Annotated in this window: 13 protein-coding genes and 1 riboswitch; of the genes, 7 read left to right on the forward strand and 6 right to left on the reverse strand. The window is 75.7% G+C overall.

Going from position 1 to position 18,071, the window contains the following annotated elements; all coding sequences use genetic code 11:
• Positions 1–20: 20 nt before the first annotated feature.
• Positions 21–3,638 carry a cobaltochelatase subunit CobN gene (gene cobN, locus E6U81_RS11290; protein ID WP_136229945.1) on the reverse strand — a complete coding sequence of 1,206 codons (3,618 nt, stop codon included), beginning with the start codon at positions 3,636–3,638 and terminating at the stop codon, positions 21–23.
• Positions 3,639–3,691: 53 nt separating this feature from the next.
• Positions 3,692–3,771, reverse strand: a riboswitch (cobalamin riboswitch).
• Positions 3,772–4,070: 299 nt separating this feature from the next.
• Between cobN and E6U81_RS11295 the strand changes: the two genes are divergently transcribed.
• Genes E6U81_RS11295 through E6U81_RS11305 form a run of 3 tightly spaced genes read left to right on the forward strand, consistent with a single transcriptional unit; the run spans position 4,071 to position 7,502 of the window.
• Positions 4,071–5,354 carry a cobalamin biosynthesis protein CobG gene (locus E6U81_RS11295; RefSeq protein WP_240803761.1) on the forward strand — a complete coding sequence of 428 codons (1,284 nt, stop codon included), beginning with the start codon at positions 4,071–4,073 and terminating at the stop codon, positions 5,352–5,354.
• 4 nt (positions 5,355–5,358) lie between these two features.
• Positions 5,359–6,006, forward strand: coding sequence for a precorrin-8X methylmutase (locus E6U81_RS11300; protein WP_136229946.1), 648 nt, complete (start codon positions 5,359–5,361; stop codon positions 6,004–6,006).
• Positions 6,003–7,502: a precorrin-2 C(20)-methyltransferase gene (locus E6U81_RS11305; protein WP_136229947.1), complete on the forward strand. Its 1,500-nt coding sequence runs from the start codon at positions 6,003–6,005 to the stop codon at positions 7,500–7,502. The genes E6U81_RS11300 and E6U81_RS11305 overlap by 4 nt, the downstream gene beginning before the upstream one ends.
• A gap of 42 nt (positions 7,503–7,544) precedes the next feature.
• Here the strand turns inward: E6U81_RS11305 and E6U81_RS11310 are convergent, their stop codons facing one another.
• Genes E6U81_RS11310 through cbiE form a run of 3 tightly spaced genes read right to left on the reverse strand, consistent with a single transcriptional unit; the run spans position 7,545 to position 10,340 of the window.
• Positions 7,545–8,327 (reverse strand): cobalt-precorrin-6A reductase, encoded by a 783-nt coding sequence (locus tag E6U81_RS11310; RefSeq protein WP_136229948.1) that lies wholly within the window; start codon positions 8,325–8,327, stop codon positions 7,545–7,547.
• Complete coding sequence (gene cobM / locus E6U81_RS11315) at positions 8,317–9,066, reverse strand: precorrin-4 C(11)-methyltransferase (protein WP_136229949.1); 750 nt, start codon at positions 9,064–9,066, stop codon at positions 8,317–8,319. The genes E6U81_RS11310 and cobM overlap by 11 nt, the downstream gene beginning before the upstream one ends.
• A complete protein-coding gene (gene cbiE / locus E6U81_RS11320; protein WP_136229950.1) occupies positions 9,063–10,340 on the reverse strand; it encodes a precorrin-6y C5,15-methyltransferase (decarboxylating) subunit CbiE in 1,278 nt (425 codons plus the stop codon). Before cbiE ends, cobM begins: the two co-directional genes overlap by 4 nt.
• Positions 10,341–10,486: 146 nt before the next feature.
• On the opposite strand from cbiE, the gene E6U81_RS11325 reads away from it, so the two are divergent.
• The gene (locus tag E6U81_RS11325; RefSeq protein WP_136229951.1) at positions 10,487–11,452 is read left to right on the forward strand and encodes an oxidoreductase; all 966 of its coding nucleotides are present in this window, start codon (positions 10,487–10,489) and stop codon (positions 11,450–11,452) included.
• Positions 11,453–11,613: 161 nt separating this feature from the next.
• Here E6U81_RS11325 and E6U81_RS11330 read toward each other — a convergent pair whose 3' ends face one another.
• Positions 11,614–12,144, reverse strand: a complete 531-nt coding sequence (locus E6U81_RS11330) for a proline dehydrogenase (protein ID WP_136229952.1) — start codon at positions 12,142–12,144, stop codon at positions 11,614–11,616.
• 70 nt (positions 12,145–12,214) lie between these two features.
• Positions 12,215–13,174: a serine protease gene (locus E6U81_RS11335; RefSeq protein WP_136229953.1), complete on the reverse strand. Its 960-nt coding sequence runs from the start codon at positions 13,172–13,174 to the stop codon at positions 12,215–12,217.
• 278 nt (positions 13,175–13,452) lie between these two features.
• Here E6U81_RS11335 and E6U81_RS11340 point away from each other — a divergent pair, with 278 nt between their 5' ends.
• From E6U81_RS11340 to E6U81_RS11350, 3 genes are all read left to right on the forward strand, one after another.
• Positions 13,453–14,637 carry a GDSL-type esterase/lipase family protein gene (locus tag E6U81_RS11340; RefSeq protein WP_136229954.1) on the forward strand — a complete coding sequence of 395 codons (1,185 nt, stop codon included), beginning with the start codon at positions 13,453–13,455 and terminating at the stop codon, positions 14,635–14,637.
• A 91-nt stretch (positions 14,638–14,728) separates the two neighbouring features.
• Entirely contained in the window at positions 14,729–15,988 is a 1,260-nt protein-coding gene (locus E6U81_RS11345; RefSeq protein WP_136229955.1) for a hypothetical protein, read from the forward strand.
• Positions 15,985–18,060: a caspase family protein gene (locus tag E6U81_RS11350; RefSeq protein WP_136229956.1), complete on the forward strand. Its 2,076-nt coding sequence runs from the start codon at positions 15,985–15,987 to the stop codon at positions 18,058–18,060. Before E6U81_RS11345 ends, E6U81_RS11350 begins: the two co-directional genes overlap by 4 nt.
• The last annotated feature ends 11 nt before the right edge of the window (positions 18,061–18,071 follow it).

Raw genomic sequence — 18,071 nt, forward strand, 5'->3', positions numbered from 1 at the left:
GGACGGCTACGGCCGGCGGACTAGTCCGCCTCACCCTCCAGATTGCCCTCGGTGTCCAGGTACACCTGACGCAGCGCTTCGAGGATCTGCGCGTCCGGCTTCTCCCACATGCCGCGGGACTCCGCTTCGAGGAGGCGTTCCGCGATGCCGTGCAGGGCCCACGGGTTCGCCTCCTCCAGGAAGGCGCGGTTGACCGGGTCCAGGACGTACGTCTCGGTCAGCTTGTCGTACATCCAGTCCGCGACCACGCCCGTCGTGGCGTCGTAGCCGAAGAGGTAGTCCACCGTGGCCGCGAGCTCGAAGGCGCCCTTGTAGCCGTGGCGGCGCATCGCCTCGATCCACTTCGGGTTCACGACGCGGGCGCGGAAGACGCGGCTGGTCTCCTCGACCAGGGTGCGGGTCTTGACCGTCTCCGGGCGGGTGGAGTCGCCGATGTACGCCTCCGGGGCCGTGCCGCGCAGGGCGCGGACCGTCGCCACCATGCCGCCGTGGTACTGGAAGTAGTCGTCCGAGTCCGCGATGTCGTGCTCACGGGTGTCGGTGTTCTTCGCCGCGACCGTGATCCGCTTGTAGGCCGTCTCCATCTCGTCCCGGGCGGGGCGCCCTTCGAGGCCGCGGCCGTAGGCGTAGCCGCCCCACACCGTGTAGACCTCCGCCAGGTCGGCGTCCGTACGCCAGTCGCGGGAGTCGATCAGCTGGAGGATGCCCGCCCCGTACGTGCCCGGGCGCGAGCCGAAGATACGGGTCGTCGCGCGGCGCTCGTCACCGTGCAGGGCCAGGTCCGCCTGGGCGTGCGCGCGGACGTAGTTCTCGGACTCCGGCTCCTCCAGCGAGGCGGCGAGCCGCACCGCGTCGTCCAGCAGGCCGATCACGTGCGGGAACGCGTCGCGGAAGAAGCCCGAGATGCGCAGCGTCACGTCGATGCGGGGCCGGCCCAGCTCCACGAGCGGGATGGCCTCCAGCCCGGTCACGCGGCGCGAGGCCTCGTCCCAGACCGGGCGGACGCCGAGCAGCGCGAGGACCTCGGCGACGTCGTCGCCCGCCGTGCGCATCGCGCTCGTGCCCCACAGGGACAGGCCGACCGAGGCCGGCCACTCGCCGTTGTCGGTGCGGTAGCGGGTGAGCAGGGAGTCCGCCAGGGCCTGGCCCGTCTCCCACGCGAGGCGGGACGGGACGGCCTTCGGGTCGACCGAGTAGAAGTTGCGGCCCGTCGGCAGGACGTTGACCAGGCCGCGCAGCGGCGAGCCCGAGGGGCCCGCCGGGACGAAGCGGCCGTCCAGGGCCGCGACCACGTGCGCGATCTCGTCCGTCGTGCCGGCCAGGCGCGGGACCACCTCGCGGGCCGCGAAGGACAGCACCTCCGCGACGTCCGCCGGGTGGTCCGCCGCGACCGAGGCCACGGCGGCCGGGGACCAGTCGGCGTCCTCCATCGCCTGGACCAGGGCGCGGGCCTGCTCCTCGACGTCGTCCGCGGAGGTACGCGTGGCCTTGGACTCGTCCAGGCCCAGCGCCTCGCGCAGGCCCGGGAGGGCCGTGGTGCCGCCCCAGATCTGGCGGGCGCGCAGGATCGCCAGGACCAGGTTGACCCGGGCCTCGCCCGTCGGGGCTCCGCCCAGCACGTGCAGGCCGTCGCGGATCTGGGCGTCCTTGACCTCGCACAGCCAGCCGTCGACGTGCAGCAGGAAGTCGTCGAAGCCGTCGTCGTCCGGGCGCTCGGCCAGGCCCAGGTCGTGGTCGAGCTTCGCCGCCTGGATCAGCGTCCAGATCTGCGCGCGGATGGCCGGCAGCTTCGCCGGGTCCATCGCGGAGATCTGGGCGTACTCGTCCAGGTGCTGCTCCAGGCGCGCGATGTCGCCGTACGACTCCGCGCGCGCCATCGGCGGCACCAGGTGGTCGACCAGGGTGGCGTGCACGCGGCGCTTGGCCTGGGTGCCCTCGCCCGGGTCGTTGACCAGGAAGGGGTAGACGAGGGGGAGGTCGCCGAGGGCGGCGTCGGGCGCGCACGCAGCGGACAGGCCGGCGTTCTTGCCCGGCAGCCACTCCAGGTTGCCGTGCTTGCCCAGGTGGATCATCGCGTCGGCGCCGAAGCCGCCGTCCTCCGTACGCGCCTGGATCCAGCGGTACGCGGCCAGGTAGTGGTGCGAGGGCGGCAGATCGGGGTCGTGGTAGATCGCGATCGGGTTCTCGCCGAAGCCGCGCGGCGGCTGGATGAGGATCAGGAGGTTCCCGCGGCGCAGGGCCGCGAGGACGATGTCGCCCTCCGGGTTCGCGGAACGGTCCACGAACATGGTGCCCGGGGCCTCGCCCCAGTGCTCCTCCACGCTGTCCCGCAGCTCGGCGGGCAGCTCGGCGAACCAGCGCCGGTAGTCGGCGGCGGGGATGCGGACCGGGTTGCGGGCGAGCTGCTCCTCGGTCAGCCAGTCCTGGTCGTGGCCGCCGGCCTCGATCAGGGCGCGGATCAGCTCGTCGCCGTCGCCCGAGACCAGGCCGGGGATCTCGGGGACCGGGCCGAAGTCGTAGCCCTCGGCGATGAGGGTGCGCAGCAGCTCCACCGCGCTGGCCGGGGTGTCCAGGCCGACCGCGTTGCCGATGCGGGAGTGCTTGGTCGGGTACGCGGAGAGGACGAGGGCGATCTTCTTGTCGCGGCGCTCGATGTGGCGCAGCCGGGCGTGCCGTACGGCGATGCCGGCGACCCGGGCGGCCCGCTCGGGGTCGGCCACGTAGGCGGGCAGGCCGTCCTCGTCGAGCTCCTTGAAGGAGAACGGGACGGTGATCAGACGGCCGTCGAACTCGGGTACGGCGACCTGGGTCGCGGCGTCCAGCGGGGAGAGGCCCTCGTCGTTCTCCTCCCAGGCGGCGCGGGAGCCGGTCAGGCACAGGGCCTGCAGGATCGGCACGCCGAGGCCGGCGAGCGCACCCGCGTCCCAGGACTCGTCGTCGCCGCCGGCCGAGGCGGTGGCGGGCTTGGTACCGCCCGCCGCGAGGACGGTGGTGACGACGGCGTCCGCGGAACCCAGGGCCGCGACGAGCTCCGGCTCCGGGCTGCGCAGCGAGGAGACGTAGAGGGGTACCGGCCGGGCGCCGTGGGCCTCGATGGCCTCGCAGAGCGTGTGCACGAAGCCGGTGTTGCCGCTCATCTGGTGGGCGCGGTAGTAGAGCACGGCGACCTCGGGGCCGTCCGTGCGCTGCGCGGTGCGCTCCAGGGGGCCCCAGGTGGGGGCGGCGGCGGGCGGCTCGAAGCCGTGGCCGGTGAGCAGGACGGTGTCGGAGAGGAACCGGGCCAGCTGCTCCAGGTTGGCCGGGCCGCCGTGCGCCAGGTAGGCGTGCGCCTCGGCCGCGATGCCGATCGGAACCGTGGAGGCCTCCATCAGCTGGGCGTCCGGAGCCTGTTCGCCGGTCAGGACCACCACCGGGCGGGTCTGGCCGGCGGCCAGCAGCAGGTCCAGGCCGTCCTGCCAGGCCCGCAGGCCGCCGAGGAGGCGTACGACGACCAGGTCGGCCCCGTCGAGGAGGCCGGGGAGGTCGTCGAGGGGAAGGCGGGAGGGGTTCGCGAACCGGTACGGGACGGGGGCGTCCGCCGTGTTCGCTGCGCGAGCGCTGAGCAGATCGGTGTCGGACGTCGACAGCAGCAGGATCATGCGGCGGCAGGCCTTCCTCGGGGTTTCCGCGCCCCGGGCAGTGAGGACAGCGGGAGTTCCTGACTCACCCGGCCGAGTGGCTCGGCCGGGTTCACAGTGGCGGGACCGCGCCGGATTCGCACCGGGCTTCCTCCCATGTCGCCGTCCTCGGCGACGGCGGACCGTGTGGGCCGCCGGAAGGTCATCTTAGGGGCGGGTGGATCGTGCCGGGGCGGGCGGGGCCGTGGTCGGGCCCGGTGCCCCTGCGGTGGCTCCGCCGGCGGGGCGGGGCTGTGGTCGGTGCGGCTCCGCTGCGGGGGCTCTGCCCCCGGACCCCCGCGCCTCAAACCCGGGCGGGGCCGGGATTTCCGGCGGTGCCGGGCGCGCGCCGGGTGACGGAGGGTGGCGGTGGACACAGTTCCGGTGAGGGCAATCGTGGGTATGCTCGCCGCCATGCCCCAGCCCCCCTCCGCCGTATCGCGGGACGAACCCGTCATACGGGACCGCGGTGACGCCTGCCCCGGCGCGCTCCGGCTCCACGCGGCGGACGACGGGCACCTCGCACGCGTCCGGATCCCCGGCGGGGCGCTGACCGCACACCAGGCCCTGCTGCTCGCGTCGGCCGCCGACCGGTTCGGCGACGGGCACCTGGAACTCACCTCCCGCGGCAACGTGCAGCTGCGCGGCCTCGCCGACGGCTGCGGTGCCGGCCTTGCCGCGCTGCTGGACGCGGCCGGGCTGCTGCCCGCACCCGGCCATGAACGCGTACGCAACATCGTGGCCACCCCGACCTGCCAGGACGTACTGCCCTGGGTCCGCGAACTGGACCGGCTGCTGTGCGCGAACGCCCGCGTCACCGCCCTGTCCGGCCGCTTCCTGTTCGCCCTCGACGACGGGCGCGGGGACGTGGCCGCACTGGACCCCGACGTCACCGTCCTCGGGCGGCCCGGCGGCCGGGCGCTGGTACGCCTCGGCGCGGCCGCCGGCGCCGTGGCCGTCGCCGCGCAGGACGCCCCGCGTGCCGCGCTGCTCGCCGCCGAGTACTTCCTCGACGCCGCGGACGCGGCCGGTACCCGCGCCTGGCGCGTGGCCGAACTGCCCGCCGGACACGCCCTGGACGACGCCGAGTTCACCGCCCGCCTGGCTGCCGCCGGCATCGGCGCGGCCCGCGCCCCCGAGGTGGACTGGCCGTACACCGCCCCGCCCCGGCCGTGGGGCCGGGGGCCGGGCCCGCGCGGTGACCTGTGCGTCCTGCCCCCGCTGGGCCGGATGACCACCGGCCAGTGGCGGGTCCTGGCCGGGGTCGCCGGCCACGGCGACGGGCTGCGGATCACCCCCTGGCGCACCGTCGTCCTCCCCGACGCCCCCCTCCGCGGCCCCGTCGACGGCCCCGCCCTGCTGGAGGAGGCGGGCCTGGTCGTGGCCCCCGACAGTCCCTGGCAGTCCGTCACCTCCTGTACCGGGCGCCCCGGTTGTGCGAAGTCCCTCGCGGACGTACGCGCCGACGCGCGCGCCCTCGTGGACCGGGCGCGGGGGCCGCTGCCCGTGCACTGGTCCGGCTGCGAGCGCCGGTGCGGCCACCCGCGGGGAACGCAGTGGGTGGACGTGCTCGCCACGCAGGACGGATACCGGCTCTCCGTGGGCGGGCACACCCTGCCGCACCGGCCGGACCTGGCGGCCGCCCTCACGGCCGCCCGCGAGACCACCGCATCACCCCAGAGTCCGAAGACGCAGTGAAGAAATGAGCGAGTACACCGTGTTTGAGTACGAGAAGGACGGCGCCGCGATCTACCGCCAGTCCTTTGCCACGATCCGCGCCGAGGCGGATCTCTCCGGGCTGCCCGCCTCGGTCGCCCAGGTCGCGGTGCGCATGATTCACGCCTGCGGGATGACCGACCTCCCGCAGGACCTGGGGTACACCCCCGAGGTGGTGCTGCGCGCCCGCGCCGCACTGGAGGCGGGCGCGCCGATCCTGTGCGACGTGCAGATGGTCGCCAGCGGGGTCACCCGCAAGCGGCTGCCCGCCGACAACGAGGTGATCTGCACCCTCTCCGACCCGGCGGTGGTGGACCTCGCCGCGAAGATGGGTACCACGCGCAGCGCCGCCGCCCTCGAAGTGTGGCGCGACCGCGGCCTGCTGGCGGGCTCGGTGGTCGCCGTCGGCAACGCGCCGACCGCGCTGTTCCGGCTGCTGGAGATGATCGAGGAGGGCGCCCCGCGCCCGGCCGCCGTCATCGGCGTGCCCGTCGGCTTCATCGGAGCCGCCGAGTCCAAGGACGCCCTCGCCGCCCACCCGTCCGGCCTCGACCACCTCGTCGTGCGCGGCCGCCGGGGCGGCAGCGCCATCGCCGCGGCCGCCCTCAACGCCATCGCGAGCGTGGCCGAATGAGCGACGCGCAGCCCAAGGGCCGCCTCTACGGGGTCGGGCTCGGCCCCGGCGACCCGAACCTGATGACCCTGCGGGCCGTCGAGGTGATCGGCGAGGCGGACGTCGTCGCCTACCACAGCGCCCGCCACGGCAGGTCCATCGCCCGCTCGATCGCCGCGAAGCACCTGCGCGACCGCCACATCGAGGAGCCGCTGGTCTACCCGGTCACCACCGAGACCACCGACCACCCCGGCGGCTACCAGGGCGCGATGGAGGAGTTCTACGAGGCCGCCGCCGCCCGGCTGGCCGCCCACCTGGACGCCGGCCGCACCGTCGCCGTGCTCGCGGAGGGCGACCCGCTCTTCTACAGCTCGTACATGCACATGCACAAGCGGCTCGCCGACCGGTACGACACCGAGGTCATCCCCGGCGTCACCTCCGTCAGCGCCGCCGCCGCCCGGCTCGGCACCCCGCTCGTGGAGGGCGAGGAGGTGCTGACCATCCTCCCCGGCACGCTGCCCGAGGAGGAGCTGACCGCGCGCCTCGCCGCCACCGACTCGGCGGTCGTGATGAAGCTCGGCCGGACCTTCCCCGCCGTGCGCGGCGCGATGGAGAACAGCGGCCGGCTCGCCGAGGCCCGCTACGTCGAACGCGCCACCATGGAGGGCGAGCGCACCGGCGTCCTCGCCGACACCGACGCCGACAGCGTGCCGTACTTCGCCGTCGCCGTGGTGCCCAGCCGGATCGGCAACCCCGGCAGCGTGCCGTCCGGCCCCGGCGAGGTCGCCGTCGTCGGCACCGGCCCGGCCGGCCCGCTGTGGCTCACCCCGCAGACCCGGCGCGCCCTCGCGGACGCCGAGGTGCTGGTCGGGTACACGACGTACCTGGACCGGGTGCCCGTCAGGCCGGGCCAGGTCCGGCACGGCTCCGACAACAAGGTGGAGTCGGAGCGCGCCGAGTTCGCGCTCGACCTCGCCCGCCGCGGCAAGCGGGTGGCCGTGGTCTCCGGCGGGGACCCGGGCGTCTTCGCCATGGCCACGGCGGTCCTGGAGGTCGCCGGGCAGGCCGAGTACAAGGACGTGCCCGTACGGGTCCTGCCGGGCGTGACCGCGGCCAACGCGGCGGCCGCCGCGGCCGGAGCCCCGCTCGGCCACGACTACGCGACGATCTCGCTGTCCGACCGGCTCAAGCCCTGGGAGGTCATCGCGGAGCGGCTGCGCGCGGCCGCCGCGGCCGACCTGGTCCTCGCCCTCTACAACCCCGGCTCGCGCAGCCGCACCTGGCAGGTGGCCCGGGCCCGCGAGCTGCTGCTGGAACTGCGCCCGCCGCAGACCCCGGTGGTCGTCGCCCGCGACGTGGGCGGCCCCGAGCAGTCGGTGCGGATCGTCACGCTCGCCGAACTGGAGCCGTCCGAGGTCGACATGCGCACGATCCTGCTGATCGGCTCCTCGCAGACGCAGGTCACCGAGCGGCCCGACGGGTCGCGGATCACGTGGACGCCGCGCCGCTACCCGTGACCGGCTGAGAGGGGAACGGTACGGGCCTGCGCCCGTCCGGAGCTACGGCGCGGACCCGGCCGGGTCCGCGCCCAGCCAGTCCAGGACGACCTCGACCGAGTCCGTCTCCGGTACGCCCTCCGGGACCGCCGGGCGGCGCACCACGAGGACCGGGACGCCGGCCTCGCGGGCCGCCGCGAGCTTGGGGGCGGTGGCCGAACCGCCGCTGTCCTTGGTCACCAGGACGTCGATGCGGTGCCGGGCGATCAGCTCCCGCTCGTCGCCCAGGGTGAACGGGCCCCGGGCGAGCAGGACGTCCAGGTGAGGCGGCACCGCACCCTGCGGAGGGTCCACCGAACGCACCAGGAACCAGGTGTCGGTGAGGTGGGCGAAGGCGTGCAGGCCCATCCGCCCGGTGGTCAGGAACGCGCGGGAGCCCAGCCCGGGCAGCCGGTCGGCCGCCTCGTCGAGGGAGTCCACGAAGGTCCAGTCGTCGCCCGGCTGAGGCGTCCAGCCGGGGCGCCGCAGCGCCAGCAGCGGGACCCCGGTGAGCGCTTGCGCCTCGGCGGCGTGGAAACTCATCCGCTCCGCGAACGGGTGGGTGGCGTCGACGACACGGGTGACGTCGTGCGCGACGATCCAGCCCGCGAGGCCCGCGATACCGCCGAAGCCGCCGATCCGGGTGTCGCCCGGCGGGAGCACGGGCGAGGCGACCCGGCCCGCGAGCGACGTGGTCACGTGCCAGGAGGGGGCGCCGGCCAGCGCCTCCGCGAGACGGCGGGCCTCCGTGGTGCCGCCCAGGATCAGGACGTGGTGGGCCGGCCGGGGCGCCGGTTCAGCAGACATGCCGGTCGCGCTCGGGGGAGTACAGGTGGCTGTCGCGGAACTGCTCCGCGCCGAGCGTGCGGCCCACCACGATGACCGCGGTGCGCACCAGGCCGTGCGCCTTCACCTGTGCGGCGATGTCGGCCAGGGTGCCGCGCAGGATCAGCTCGTCGGGGCGGCTGGCCATCGCCACCACCGCGACCGGGCACTCGGCCCCGTAGTGCGGCAGCAGCTCGTCTACCACCCGGTCCACGTAGCGGGTGGCCAGGTGCAGGACGAGCAGCGCGCCGCTGCGGCCGAGCGTGGCCAGGTCCTCGCCGGGCGGCATCGGGGTCGCCTGCTGGGCGATCCGGGTGAGGATCACGGTCTGGCCGACGGTGGGCACCGTCAGCTCCCGCTTGAGGGCGGCCGCCGCGGCGGCGAAGGCCGGCACGCCCGGGACGACCTCGTAGGGAATGCCGACCGCGTCCAGCCGGCGCATCTGCTCGGCGACCGCGCTGAAGATCGACGGGTCGCCGGAGTGCAGCCGCGCCACGTCCTGGCCCGCCTCGTGGGCCCGTACGCACTCGGCGACGATCTCGTCCAGGTTCAGCTGCGAGGTGTCGACGAGGCGGGCGTCAGCCGGGCACTCGGCGAGCAGCTCGCGCGGCACGAGGCTGCCCGCGTACAGGCAGACCGGGGCGGCGGCGAGGGTCCGGGCACCGCGCACCGTGATCAGGTCGGCGGCGCCGGGGCCCGCACCGATGAAGTACACGGTCATGTCTGATCCTTCTCCTTCGTTGCCGTCAGGGGTGCCGTTGCCGGCTTCGTCACCGACCACTGGGTGACCGCCATGGCCTGCCGCCAGCCCGTGAAGCCGCCCACCGGCACGGCGTGCGCGACGGCCAGCTTCACCAGGTCGCCGCCGTGGCGCCGGTAGCGGTCAGCGAGGACCGCCTCCGACTCCAGCGTGACCGTGTTGACCACCAGCCGGCCGCCGGGGGCCAGCGCCGCCCACACCGCGTCGAGCAGGCCCGGAGCGGTCAGCCCGCCGCCGATGAACACCGCGTCGGGGGCCGGCAGCCCGGTGAGCGCCGCCGGCGCGGCTCCGACGACCACGCGCAGGCCGGGCACACCGAGCGCCGCCGCGTTGCGGGTGATCCGCGCGGCCCGTTCCGGGACGCGCTCCACGGCCACCGCCCGGCACGAGGCGTGCGTACGCATCCACTCGATGCCGATGGAGCCGGAGCCGCCGCCGATGTCCCACAGCAGCTCGCCGGGGGCCGGGGCGAGCGCGCACAGGGTCGCGGCGCGCACGTGGCGCTTGGTGAGCTGGCCGTCGTGCTCGTAGGCGGCGTCCGGCAGGCCGGGCGTCGCGCCGAGGCGCGGCCCGGCGTGGGCCGGGTCCCGGCGGCAGTCGACGGCCACCACGTTCAGGGGGTCGCCGGGCGCGCGGTCCCAGCCGTCGGCGGTGCCCTCGTACGCGTCCTCGCGCTCGGAGCCGAGCTGTTCCAGCACCCGCATCCGGCTCGGGCCGAAGCCGTGCTCGCGCAGAGTCGCGGCGATCTCGGACGGGGAGGCGGATCCGGCGCTGAGCACGAGCACCCGGCGGCCGTCGTACAGCGCGGCCGCGAGCCGGGCCACGGGGCGGCCGACCACGGTGACCACCTCGGTGTCCTCCACCGGCCACCCCAGGCGGGCGCAGGCGTAGGAGACGGACGAGGGGTGCGGGTGGACCAGCAGGGCGTGCGGACCGAGCTCCTCGGCGAGGGCGCGGCCGATTCCGTAGAACATGGGATCGCCGCTGGCCAGCACCGTGATGCGGCGCCCGGCGTGCTCGGCCATGAGCTTCGGCACGGCCGGCCGCAGCGGGCTCGGCCAGGCCACCCGCTGCCCGGGGCACTCGGCGGCGGGCAGCAGGTCCAGCTGGCGCGGCCCGCCGATCAGGACCTCGGCCGAGGACAGTGACGACCGCGCGGCGGCGGTGAGCCCGGCCCACCCGTCGGCGCCGAGGCCGACGACCGTCACGGGTATGGGGGGCGGTGCGGAGCTCACTGCGCTGTACCTCGGGGCGGGAAGGGGAAAGAGGACGGACCCGCAGCCTACTGGCCTGCGGCTCCGCCGCCCGCGCCCACCCTCGCGAGTCCCCGTGCGGCGTCCGGGTCTACGCTCGGTGACCCACTGCGATCGAGGGAGCCGCCATGCCCGCCTGGAACGCCAGGAACATCCCAGCCCAGAGCGGCCGGACCGCCGTCGTGACCGGGGCCAACAGCGGTATCGGCCATGTCACGGCCCGCGAGCTCGCGCGGTCCGGCGCCTCGGTCGTCCTGGCCTGCCGCAGCGCGGCCCGCGGCCGGGCCGCGCTGGTCCGGCTGCGGGCGGAGGTCCCGGGCGCCGAGGCGGAGTTCATACCGCTCGACCTGGCCGACCTGTCCTCCGTACGGGAGTTCGCCGCGGCGTACGGGCAGCGGCACCCCTCGCTGGACCTGCTCGTGAACAACGCCGGCGTGATGGCGCTCCCCTACGGGCGGACCGCCGACGGGTTCGAGACGCAGTTCGGCGTCAACCACCTCGGTCACTTCGCCCTCACCGGGCTGCTCCTGCCGAGGCTGCGGGCCGCCGCGGCCGGGGCGCGGATCGTCAACGTCTCCAGCGGCTTCCACGTCCTGGGGAAGATCACCTTCGGGGAGGACGGCCCCGACGGGACGGGCGGCTTCGGCGGTCCGGGCAGCGAGCACGGCTACCGCCGCTGGGTCGCCTACGGCCGCTCCAAGACCGCCAACCTGCTCTTCACCCACGAGCTGGCCCGCCGCTTCGCCGCCGCCGGCTCCACGATCACCGCGGCCGCGGCCCACCCGGGCTACGCCTCCAGCAACCTGCACTCCGGCGCGTCGAAGCTGGAGGGCCCCACCTTCCCCTCACGCATGGCGTCCCTCGGCAATGCGGTCCTCGCGCAGTCGACCGCCTCGGGCGCGCTGCCCACCCTCTACGCGGCCACCGCGCCCGGGGTCGGGCAGGACGCCTTCATCGGCCCGCGGTTCGGCTGGCGCGGAGCGCCGGCGCCGTCCTGGCGGGCGGGGTGGACCCTCGACGACACGGCCGGCGAACGGCTCTGGGCCGCCTCCGAGAAGCTGACGGGCGTCAGTTACGCGGCCCTGCCGCGCTGATCCGGAGCCCGCCCGGCATCCGACGTGAGCCCGTCCGCCCCCGGGGCGCACCCGGGCGCCCCACCACGTGCCTACCGCGCACCCGCCCGCCGACGCAGACTCGTCGCCATGGACGACGACGCTACGGACAACCACCCACGCCCCGTCGCCGCCGACACCCCTCAGGGGGTGTCCGCGCCGGGGTGGCCGAGGGCGGCCGCGGCAGTGCCGCGGAACGCCTTCACGGCTTGGTAGAGCGCGTGCTCGCACTCCGCGGCGAGAGCGGTGTCCGCCGCCTTGCCCGAGGTGTCCCCGGCGCGGGCCCGCTCCACCATGCGCCGCACGAGCGCGGAGAGTTCCTCCGACGCGCGGGCGACGTCGTCGGCGGCCGCCACCGCGGCCGCCGGCCCCTCCAGGTGGACGACCTCGGCGGCCCGGTGGACGGTACGCGCCAGCGCCACGAAACGCTCGACCCGCGCGTCCACCTCCGACGGGTCCGGACGGTCCGGGCGCAGCGCCTCCCGTACGGCGTCCATCGCGAGGTCGCGGTCGTGCAGCGCCCCGAGGTAGCCGGCGTACGCGTCCCGGCGTTGCTGCCTGCGCCACTGGGCGACCTGCGCGCGGGCCGTGTTGCGGCCCGTCAGCATCGTGGAGCCCAGGGTGGCGATCGAGCCCACGGCGGCGCCGATCAGTGCGGTGAGTCCTGCGTCCATGGGGCAAGTCTGCCGGGGCCCGTCGGGAGCGGGTGGGGCCGGGTCGGACAGGAGGGGGCGCCGGATGCGGTCAGGGCCGGACGGAGCGTTCGTAGAGGGCGCGGATGCCGTCGCCGAACCAGACGCTGTACGAGGTCTCGTCGTCGCCGCCCCCGTCCCGTCCGCCGATGACCCCGATGAGGGTGTGGCCGTCGGTCAGCACCGGGCCGCCGCTGGTCCCGTTGGGCACGTCCGCGCAGTCCAGCCGCAGCTGCGTCGGACCCGCCGGGCGGGCCGTGGTCCGGCAGTCCAGGGGCTGTTCGGAGAAGTTCGGGTAGCCCACGAGCCTTGCGGGCACGGGCAGTTCGGTCCCGAAGGCGATCGTCTTGCCGCCGGTGACGTCCTCCAGCCGCTGGCCGGGGTATCCGGGCCTGCGCAGCCGGAGGAACGCGATGTCGTAGTCGGGGTCCTGGTCCGCGGTCCAGCGCGGGTCCACGTCGATCCGGGTGGGGACCCAGACGCCGTACGGTGCGACCCCGTCCCGGTAGCCGGGGGCGAAGGCGAGGTTGGTGCGGAAGCCGCCGCCGTGGACGCAGTGGGCGGCGGTGGCGACGAGGTCGCCGCCGGGGGAGTGGACCACGACGCCCGAGCAGTGGTGGTCGGGGTCGCCGTCGTTGCCGGGGGAGAAGAGCGCGCCGATCGCGGGTTCGGCCGGGGCGGGGCGGGCCTCCAGCGGATCGGAGGGCTCCCAGCCGCCGGAGCGCCAGTTCACCGCACCGCTCCCGGCGAAGGCCTTGCCGTCCGTGGGGGGTTCCAGCTCCTCGCGGACGATCCCGTCGAGCACGGCCGATGCCGTCCGGTCGGCACGCTCGGGGTCCTGCTGGTAGATGCCCTGCGCCGGATCGCCGTCGGCGCGGTTGGCGGCGATGCCGTGCAGCTCCCAGGCGACGTACCCGGCCCCCGCGAGGACCAGGGTGCACACGAGGCCGACGGCCACGCCGCCCCGCGCCGCGGCCCGGCCCCGCTCCCGCCCCTCGCCCCTGCTGGACATGTGGCCCCTCCCATCCCGCGTACGCGTCCGACTCTCGGTTCGATGGGGGGAGCGCGGCCCGGGTTCCGAGGGAGGGACGTGTCCGTTCTCACAACCGATCCCACCGTGGCGTGCACGCCGTGCACGGGCCTTCCGGACGTCACCCGACCGCCCTGCGCTCCGGGCGACTTGAGCAGCCGGCGAAGCGACGGGCCCGGCCGCCGTCGCTCCGCGCGGCGCTGACCCGGCCCGCCCCGAAACCGGATGCGGGACGCGCCCGCGGTTGAAAGGGTGACGGGATGGACGACACGGCACAGAACGCATCCCCCGACGGCATCCCCGGCCGGTTCACCACACCGGTCGGGCCGGAACTCCTGCGCGGCGCGCTGGAAGTGGAACGCACCGACCACGGCGTCCTGCCGTACCGGCTGCCCGCATGGGCCCGCCGCCAGGCCCCCGCCGAGCTCACCGAGGTCGTGGCCCAGCCCGCCGGCGTGCGGCTGGCCTTCCGCACCAGGGCCACCGCCGTCGAGCTGGACGTCCTCGCCACGACGACGGTCTACCGCGGCGCCCCGCAGCCCCCGGACGCCGTGTACGAGCTGCTGGTGGACGGCCGCCCGGCCGGCCGGGCCGTCGCCGACGGCGGCAACGTCCGTACGGTCGACGTCGCCACCTGGGCCGAGGTCCTCACCCCGGGGCCGCCCGGCACCGTCCGGTTCACCGGACTGGCCCCCACGGCGAAGGACATCGAGATCTGGCTGCCGTACCGGGGGATCCACGAACTCATCGCCCTGCGCACCGACGCCCCCGTCGAGCCGGCGCCGGACCCCGGCCGGCGCGTCTGGCTGCACCACGGCAGCTCGATCAGCCACGGCTCGAACGCCGACGGCCCGACCGGCACCTGGCCCGCGCTGGCCGCCGCCCGGGCCGGCGTGGAGCTCGTCAACCTCGGCTTCAGCGGCAACGCACTGCTCGACCCGTTCACCGCACGGACCATGCGGGACACCCCCGCCGACCTCATCAGCCTCAAGATCGGCATCAACCTCGTGAACCACGACGTGATGCGCCTGCGCGCCTTCACCGCCGCGGTCCACGGCTTCCTCGACACCCTCCGGGACGGGCACCCCACCACGCCGGTCCTGGTCGTCTCCCCGCTCCACTGCCCGATCCACGAGGACACCCCGGGCCCTGCCGCCCCCGACCTCGGCGACGGCAGGCTGCGCTTCCGCGCCCTCGGCGACCCGGCGGAGGCCGCCCGGGGACGGCTGACCCTGCGCGTCGTCCGCGACGAGCTCGCCCGCATCACCGCGGCGCGCGCCGCCCACGACCCCCACCTGCACCACCTCGACGGGCGCACCCTGTACGGGGAGGCCGACTTCGCCGAGTTCCCGCTGCCGGACGACCTCCACCCGGACGCCGACGGCCACCGCCGCATCGGTGAGAACTTCGTTGCACGAGCATTCGGCTCCGCCTGGGCCCGGTGACGCCGAACCCGGCGTTCCCTACCCCCTGCCGAGCGCCCGGCGCTATCGTGCCGGGGCGGAGGGGCGACTGCACGAGGGGGGCGGGGCGGCGATGCGTTTTCTCTTTGTCCACGGCACGGGGGTACGGCGCGAGCGGCACGACCGGCTCTTCGCCCTGGTTCGCGAGCGCCTGACGGCCAGATTCCCCGACGCCGCCGTCGACTCCTGCTACTGGGGCGACCGCTTCGGGGCGACCCTCGGCGCCGGCGGCCGGTCCGTGCCCGGGCTGAAGCCCGCGCCCGACGGGATCGAAGGGATCGACGGGATCGACGCCGAGACGGCCGAGTGGGCCCTGCTGCTCGCCGACCCGCTGTGCGAGCTCCGGGTCCTCGCCGAGGCCGGCTGGCCCGCCGGCGCCGGGGGCGACGCCGCGGACGACGACCCCTTCGCGATGCCCGGCGTACAGGCCGCCGGGATCCGGGTGCTCGCAGCTCTGGCCGCCTTACCCCCGGCGCCGCCCCACCCCGGGGACGAGCTCGGCTCCCTGCTGCACGGCACCGGCCTCGCCGCGGACTTCCCCGCCGCCCTGGACGCCGCCGCCCGCTCCGCCGAGGCGGTCCGCGCCGCGGAACGCGCCACCGGCGACCCGCAGGCGCGCGAGCTGGCCACCGCCCTCGCCCGGGCCGTGGCCGCCGGCGCCCTCGCCGCCGCCGGAGCCGACGCCGACTGCACCGGCACCGAACGCGACCGCCTCGTCGAACTGCTCACCACCCGCCTCGGCGGCGACGCCCGTGTCCCCGGCGCCCGCGCCGCCGCCTTCCTCGGCCGGCTCGCCCAGCGGGTCACCACCCAGCCCCTGCTCAACGCCTGGCGTGGCTCCCTCACCGTCGGAGCCACGCCCGCGCTCGGCGACATCCTGCGCTACCAGGCCCGGGGCCACGACCTGCGGGAGTTCCTGCACGCCCGGATCACCGCGGCCGCGGGACCGACCGTGCTCATCGGCCACAGCCTCGGCGGGATCGCCCTCGTCGACCTCCTCGCCCTCGCCGCCGCCCGCGGCGAAGCCGTCCCCGGCACGGAACTGCTCGTCACCGTCGGCTCCCAGGCACCCTTCCTCCACGAGCTCGGCGCCCTGACCGCGCTCGAACCGGGCGCGAAACTCCCGTACGGCTTCCCGCGCTGGCTCAACGTCTACGACCGCCAGGACGTGCTGTCCTACCTCGCCGGGCCCGTCTTCCCCGGCGACCCCCGCATCACCGACCACGAGATCGGCAGCCGCCAGCCCTTCCCCGCCTGCCACAGCGCCTACTGGAAACAGGACTCCCTCTACGAACGGATCGAACAGGCGGTGGCCGAAGCGGAGATCGGGTGATCCCCGCCGGCTTCCTGCCCCCGGCCCTCGGCCCGCAGCGCACCTTCGCGCTCGTCGCCGGCGTCGAGCGCTACGACATCAGCCACCGCTGGAACCTGCGCGGCCCGGCCCGCGACGCCCTGCGCTTCGCCCAGTGGCTGACCGGCCCCGCCCAGGTGCCGCCCGGCAACCTCCGGCTCCTGCTGTCCCCGCTCGACGACCCCGGCGCCCTCGACTGGCCGGACTCCCCGGCGATGGCCGCCCTGCGGGCCGCGTACCGCCCGGCGACCGAGGAGAACGTCAAGGCGGCGCTGCTCGACGAACTCCCGCAGTGCGACGGCGATCTGCTGTGGATCTTCTGGGCGGGCCACGGCTACCTCGGGCCGCGCCAGGAGCTGATGCTGCCCTGCGCCGACGCCCGTCCCAGCCAGATCCGCCACCTCAACCTCGATTCGGCCCTGCGCTGGTGGCGCACCGACCTCGTCAAACACCGCAGCTTCCCGCTCCAGGCCGCACTCGTCGACTCCTGCCGGGTCGACGTGCCCCGCGATCTTCCGATGAACTTCGGCAGCACCGACTACGGCGGCGGGAGTTCGGTGCCGGGACGCCGGCAGTTCCGGCTCTACGCCTCCCGCGAGGGCGAGGCCGCGCAGAACGACGCCGAGCGCGGCGCGGGCCGCTTCACCGAGGCCCTCCTGGCGGAACTCGGCCCGCGCTCCGTACGGGAGAGCGTCAGCGGACTGCCGGCCGCCGCCCGCAGCATCCACCGCACCTTCCAGGACCTGCGCGCACGCGGCGAGGGCTGGCAGCTCCCGCAGTTCCTCGTGGACCGGGACTGGGACGCCTGCTCCTTCCTCGACGACGACCTGACCGCCCCCGCGCCGCCCGGAGCGGCCCGGCTCGACCAGCAGGCCTGGGACGGACTCGGCGAGCTCTGCGAAGGCCGCGAACTGCCGCGCTGCGCCTACGAGGCCTACGCATGGGCGTTCAAGGCGGCCGGCTGCACCACCCCGGTCGGCGGCGGCCTGCCGGGCGACGGCCTCCTGGAGGTGGTCCAGGACCTGGACGAACGCCAGGGCGGGCGCGGCGGGATGCCGCTGGCCGTGCCCTTCGTACGGTTCCTCGCGGACCGGGCCGGCACGGCGGGCGACACGGCGTGGGCGGGCCGGCTGAAGGACTGGGTGCACACCACCCGCGAGCGGCTCGCCCTGCCGGTGCTGCCCCCGCCCCCGCCACCGGCGCGCACGACGGTCGTGCACGTCGGGCTGGAGCCGCCGCCGGACGGCGGCCCCGGCTTCCGGGCCAGGATGTGGCTGAGCGGCGAACGCACCGAGCAGATATGGGAGTCGGACGGCGCCCCCGTCCGGCTCGACGCCGTACGGGAGGAACTCCTGCGGCAACTCGCGCTCGTCGGCGCGGCACCGGCCGACGGCGGCGAGGCCGGGCCGCGCACCCGGGGCGGCGTCGACCGCATCGAGTTCCACGTGCCGTACGAACTGCTCGACACCGACTTCGACCAGTGGCCGGTGCCCCGCGGCCCGGCCGGACGGCACCGCGCTCTCGGCCTGCTCCACCAGGTCGTGGTGCGCTGCCCGCAGGAGCGCCTCGACACCCGCGCCGAGTGGCGGACCAGCTGGCGCTGGCTGTGCACCCGGGGCGGCCGGCACCCCGAGGCCGTCCGGGTGGTGCAGGAGGCCGAGGTCACGGACGTGCTGGGGATGCAGCTGGCCGAGCGCCCGGCGCCCGCGTGCGTCCTGGCCCACACCACCGCCGCCCCGCACGCCGGACTGCTGGAGGCCGTGCTCGAAGGCGGTGTCCCGGTCGCGGTGTGGCGGCGCGGCGGCGGAGCGCCGGCGCCCCCGCTCCTCGACCTGCTGGCACCTGCCGGGCCCGACGGGCGCCCGGACCCCGGCGCACTCGACGTACTGGCCCTGCCCGCGCGCGTGCGGGAAGTGCGCCGGGCGGCCGCCGGAGCCGCCGCGGGAGCCGCGCGCGCCGCCGCGGAGGGCAGCCAACAGCCCGCAGGGGAAGACCAGTTGGTGCTCCTGTGGGACGATCCCGACGACATACCGGGCTTCCGGTCCCTGGCCTGACCCCGACCACT

This window comes from Streptomyces sp. A0592 (genome assembly GCF_004795115.1).
Lineage (GTDB): Bacteria > Actinomycetota > Actinomycetes > Streptomycetales > Streptomycetaceae > Streptomyces > Streptomyces erythrochromogenes.